The organism is Mycobacterium sp. TH-M11 (assembly GCF_057473725.1).
On the sequence record NZ_JBYCLD010000414.1, the window covers coordinates 1 to 4448 of the forward strand.

The 4448-nt window shown below is 64.2% G+C and carries 5 protein-coding genes; 1 reads left to right on the forward strand and 4 read right to left on the reverse strand.

The window, feature by feature from the left end; translation table 11 throughout:
• Together AC2VOG_RS16310 and AC2VOG_RS16315 are read right to left on the reverse strand one after the other, a co-directional pair.
• A partial coding sequence (locus AC2VOG_RS16310) for a potassium channel family protein (protein ID WP_486940908.1) occupies positions 1-1040 on the reverse strand: 1040 nt, incomplete at its 3' end.
• A 399-nt stretch (positions 1041-1439) separates the two neighbouring features.
• The gene (locus AC2VOG_RS16315) at positions 1440-1643 is read right to left on the reverse strand and encodes a hypothetical protein (RefSeq protein ID WP_486940909.1); all 204 of its coding nucleotides are present in this window, start codon (positions 1641-1643) and stop codon (positions 1440-1442) included.
• A gap of 371 nt (positions 1644-2014) precedes the next feature.
• Between AC2VOG_RS16315 and AC2VOG_RS16320 the strand changes: the two genes are divergently transcribed.
• A complete protein-coding gene (locus AC2VOG_RS16320) occupies positions 2015-2818 on the forward strand; it encodes a crotonase/enoyl-CoA hydratase family protein (protein WP_486940910.1) in 804 nt (267 codons plus the stop codon).
• Here the strand turns inward: AC2VOG_RS16320 and AC2VOG_RS16325 are convergent.
• Both AC2VOG_RS16325 and AC2VOG_RS16330 read right to left on the reverse strand, forming a co-directional pair.
• Positions 2815-3975, reverse strand: coding sequence for a Wadjet anti-phage system protein JetD domain-containing protein (locus AC2VOG_RS16325; protein ID WP_486940911.1), 1161 nt, complete (start codon positions 3973-3975; stop codon positions 2815-2817). The genes AC2VOG_RS16320 and AC2VOG_RS16325 overlap by 4 nt on opposite strands.
• Before the next feature lie 62 nt (positions 3976-4037).
• The coding region (locus AC2VOG_RS16330) for an SbcC/MukB-like Walker B domain-containing protein (RefSeq protein WP_486940912.1) at positions 4038-4448 on the reverse strand (411 nt) is incomplete at its 5' end.

Sequence of the window (4448 nt, forward strand, 5' to 3'; positions counted from 1 at the left end):
CGGATGCCCGTCGAGCCCATTCCCACGACGACGATATGGTCATGCATGCGGCGCGCGCGCCGGATGCCGGCGGCATGAACGAATCGACGCGACAGCAGCAAATCCGCGATGATCGCCACCAGAACCGCGGTGATCATGACACCACCGAACATCAACACGATGGCGAACAGTCGCAGAGCCGAAGACTGCGCGGCAAAGCTGAAGTCGCCGAAGCCGACACTGGTGATCGTCTCGGACGTGAAATACAGCGCATCGAGCCACGACATCCGCGGATTTAGGTAGGTGAAACGCACCATTGCCGTCGAACCGCACATCAGCACCAGGGTGAATATCAACGAGGGCAACAGCAGCGGGTTGGCGTCTTCGCGCATGGCGCGCACCGCATCGATCACACGCCTGACCCGGGAGTGCCTGGAGCGCTTGGCGGTTGACGATGGCACCGTTATGCCGCGGGCTTCGAGCTCGTCTTTGACCCCGATCATCGAGGTCCAGTCACCTGGGTAGACTCGCTCGTCGCGTCCCGGGCACGGCACGATGTCCCCGGGAACAGGCGCGTTGTGCCCGTGTACCACCGCCACCGGGGCCAAATCGCCATAGATCTCCCGCAGTGTGCCTTCTTTGCGCGCCTCGGATCCCCAGACAACGAACTCCATTCCAGCCGTGCTGAACTGGTGCGCATTACGCGACAGGACCGCCTCGACGATCGACGGCGTCGCAAGGTCGGCGACGTTCAGGATCGCACCGGGACCGCTGATCTCGGCGACCGCATCACGCAGCACGGTGTCGGCGATCCGAGCGACCACTCGCACGTTGGGGCTGTACCTGCGCGCCAACAGGGCGATCTCGAGGTTGACCGCGTCATCGGGCCCGGCACACACGACGGCGCGAGCCCGGTGCACACCGGCGCCGAGCAGATCGCCAGCGGAGACGATTCTGATGATGCGGGCACCCGCGCCGCGCAGTTCATCGATGATCGTATTCGCCAACGGGTCGTCACCACAGACGATGATCTCGCGATGGAACTGAAATACCTCGCCCATGTTTCGGCTACCACCTACGCTGACACCTGCGTTTCAGGCTTTCAATGACTATCAGGCACCAGGCCCGAATGTGCCACTGGTGCGAATGACGATGCCGGACAAGCAGAGTCACGTGACGACAGCGCAACAAGTTCGACCCGCGGCTGTCACCCAGACGAAACATCGGAATCCTGGGCTTCAGTTCACACTCGACGCCAGTAGACCGAAAGCGGCAAGCGGACAGCCAACCACCAGAATCACCTGACCTTTGTCGCAAGTCGTTGATGTACCCCCCATGACGGAGTGGCTCGCCGAACGTGTAACCAATGCGAAAAATCGCGGCAAAAATCGCAGTGTGTGCACGTTCGGCGCGGGTTCGCTCGGTCGGCAGACCAGCACCAGGTTGGAACGCGGCATGGGTCAGTGGATCCCCAGTTGATGGCATTCCAAGACGAACAAGTCGACCGGCGGATCGGTTCCGTGCCGGTGCAACTCCTGACCCTCGCTGGTCGAATAGAAGTGGTCTTGCTGAGCCTTGACGCACCTTTGGAGTTTGTGCTGCCCGGAGTTGTACCAGAGATACAGCAGCGACAGGATGACCACGGTCGTCACAGCGATTGGCACAAAGACCCGTCTTCTCATTGTTGACCCATCCTACGGTCCGGGGTTAGATCCGCTGGCCGCGACGTAGCGCACCCGTGCGCCGACCCCGTCGACGGGTTCCGTCCGGCTGTCCGGCGAGACGGTGGCGCCCCAGCCGTGCCGGTGACAATGGTGGCGTCGCCGAGCGCTCCACCCGGTTCCGACTTGCTCGACAGCATCTTGCGAGTCATGCGAATCGTCGAAAACGACTGCGATAAAAGGGCGTTGCGCAGCGCGCCGAAAACGCCATCGGCCACCACATCGAGGCCCTTGGTCACGATCCACTTCGTTTACCACTACCTTGACATCGCGGGTGGCTGAAGCCGCCGCCGGCTTCACGGTAAGTTTCGAACATGGCCGATGACAGAGTCCAGGTGAAGATCGGCGCCGGCGGGGTCGCAATGGTGACGATGGTGCGCGCCGACAAGCACAATGCGCTCGACCAGGCAATGTTCGAGGGCCTGACGAACGCCGCAGAGCAATTGGCGGGCGATGCGTCGGTTCGCGCGGTCATGCTACACGGCGAAGGCAGGAGCTTCTGCTCGGGGCTGGACATCGCCAGCTTCATGTCCGGTCAGGGCGGAACCGGGGTTCTACTGGAGCGTGATGGTGGCCGGCTGGCCAACTTCGCACAGCGGGTGGCCTACGACTGGTCGTTGGTACCGGCGCCTGTGATCGCCGCGATCCACGGGAACTGCTTCGGTGGCGGCCTGCAGATCGCGTTGGGCACCGACATCCGGGTCGCTGCACCTGAGGCGAAGCTGTCGATCATGGAAGTGAAGTGGGGTCTCGTTCCCGACATGGGCATCACGCAAACACTGCCGCGATTGGTCCGGATCGACGTCGCCAAGGAGCTGACGTTCAGCGGCCGGATCATCTCTGGCAGTGAGGCTTTGGCTATCGGGTTGGTCACGCGAAACGACGACGACCCGCTGGCGGCGGCCCTGGCACTGGCCGAGGAGATCGCGCAGAAGTCCCCCGATGCGGTGCGCGCCGCCAAACGCCTCTACGACGAGACATGGACCAGCCACGACGCCGCCACGGCACTCAAACGGGAGTCCGAGTTGCAGACTGCGCTGATCGGCCAGCCCAATCAACTCGCCGCCGTGGTGGCCGGGATGTCAGGCGAGCCACCGGTCTTCGTCGACCCCGTCTAGCCTGGCCGCAGCGTCACGGTGAGCCCCTTCTCGACCCAACGCCAGTCGATTCGCTCCTGTTCGAGGCGCACCCGCTCACCCAGCCCGCCTTCGACCAGTTCTGAATAGAGGTCGAACTCCTCAGGTGTCAGTCGGGTCAGGACCGACTTCGCGGGGCGGTCTTCGGTCCCCCAGCGGTCGCGGTGGGCCAGCAGCGTGTCGCGGTCCATCAGCACCGAGCGCGCACGCGGGAGCCACGCCCGCAGGCGGTCGAGAATGGCGAATCCATGCGTGTCGATGTCTCCCCAGTAGAGGACGTCGGCTTCGGCCAGCCAACGCAACCTACCGATGCTGTCGACTTCGAAACCCTTCCCCCAGAACACAATCCCGTCTTCGGGGACATCGACGCTCAGATAGCTGATCTCGTTCTCGACGATGACCGCGACGCGCGGTTCGACAGTGAGCCGGGCCAACTCCTCCGAACGCACCGCCAGCTCGGTAATCGGAGCCGGTAAACCGAGCGAAGCCGCGGGCCGCAGCCGCACCAATCCGGGCTTGCACCGCAGACCGAGATCGGCCAGAAACCCGGAGCCCGTCGCCGAGACACCAAGCATCGCGGCCAACACCGGCCGGTACCGCTCGGCGAATTTGGTGTCGACGCCGGGCGCATCGATCTGGCGAAGGTATTGCTGCGACTGACGGTGACTGTCGAGCCACACGTAAGCAGCGATCAGCCGTGGCATCTCGGGCGCCAACTCGAGCGCGCGATGCGGATGGCCGACGATCCACTCGCGAACCTGCGGGTGCTGATCTGCCAAAATCAGGAGATCGTCGAACCGGCGAACCATCGTCGTCACGCCCAACAAAGCCCAGGCTTGCGTGATCGAGGAGACCACGGCGCGGACGGGCAGCCGGTTGCGGCCGATCTGCCGGCCGCCGATTGACTGCCATTGCAAGGCGTAGCGGCTGTCGTCACGGCGGCCGGCATCCAAGGCCGCTACCCACCCGCGCGCGGCGGCGACGTCGTCACCGACCTCCGACGGTTTGGGGCCGCGCAGTGGCACCTCGATCGGCGCGAAGCGGTCGCCGTTGGCGTAGGCGCGCAACAGCGATCCGTCGTCCCACCGGCGTCTGACCCTGGCGGCAATGTCATCCGGCGTGGTCCACGTCGCGCTCATGGCGCCACTCCTCATCATCGGCGCCGCTCATGCGGCGCCTGTTGATGTCGTCGGCGCGGCGCTCATGACCGCCGTCCGTCACGTCGCGTCCGGTACTCCTCGATTGTCATCGTCTGCAGCCGAGAGAACGTTCCGCTCGGATTGTCGACGAATCCGATCGCCTTCACGTAGGGCTCGATGACGTGAACCTTCTGCAGCGGCGTCACGATGAGAAGTTGCAGCCCGAGCGTCGCGAAGAGGTCCAGCGCGTAGCGCGTCGAGACATCCGAGCCGCGCCCAAATGCCTCATCGATGACCGCGAACCGGAAGTCTCGCGACTTCTGCGCACCCCACTCGAGCCCGAACTGGTAAGCAAGGGAGGCCGCCAGGATCGTGTAGGCGAGCTTCTCTTTCTGCCCGCCGGACTTGCCGTCGGAATCGCTGTAATGCTCCCATTCGTCACCGGTCTCGGCGTCGCGCTCGGAGGCGGAGAA

Bases quoted from the DNA above. Each gene is read 5' to 3' on its own strand.
- AC2VOG_RS16325 (WP_486940911.1), bottom strand. From the start codon at position 3,975: ATGAGCGCGACGTGGACCACGCCGGATGACATTGCCGCCAGGGTCAGA.
- AC2VOG_RS16320 (WP_486940910.1), top strand. From the start codon at position 2,015: ATGGCCGATGACAGAGTCCAGGTGAAGATCGGCGCCGGCGGGGTCGCA.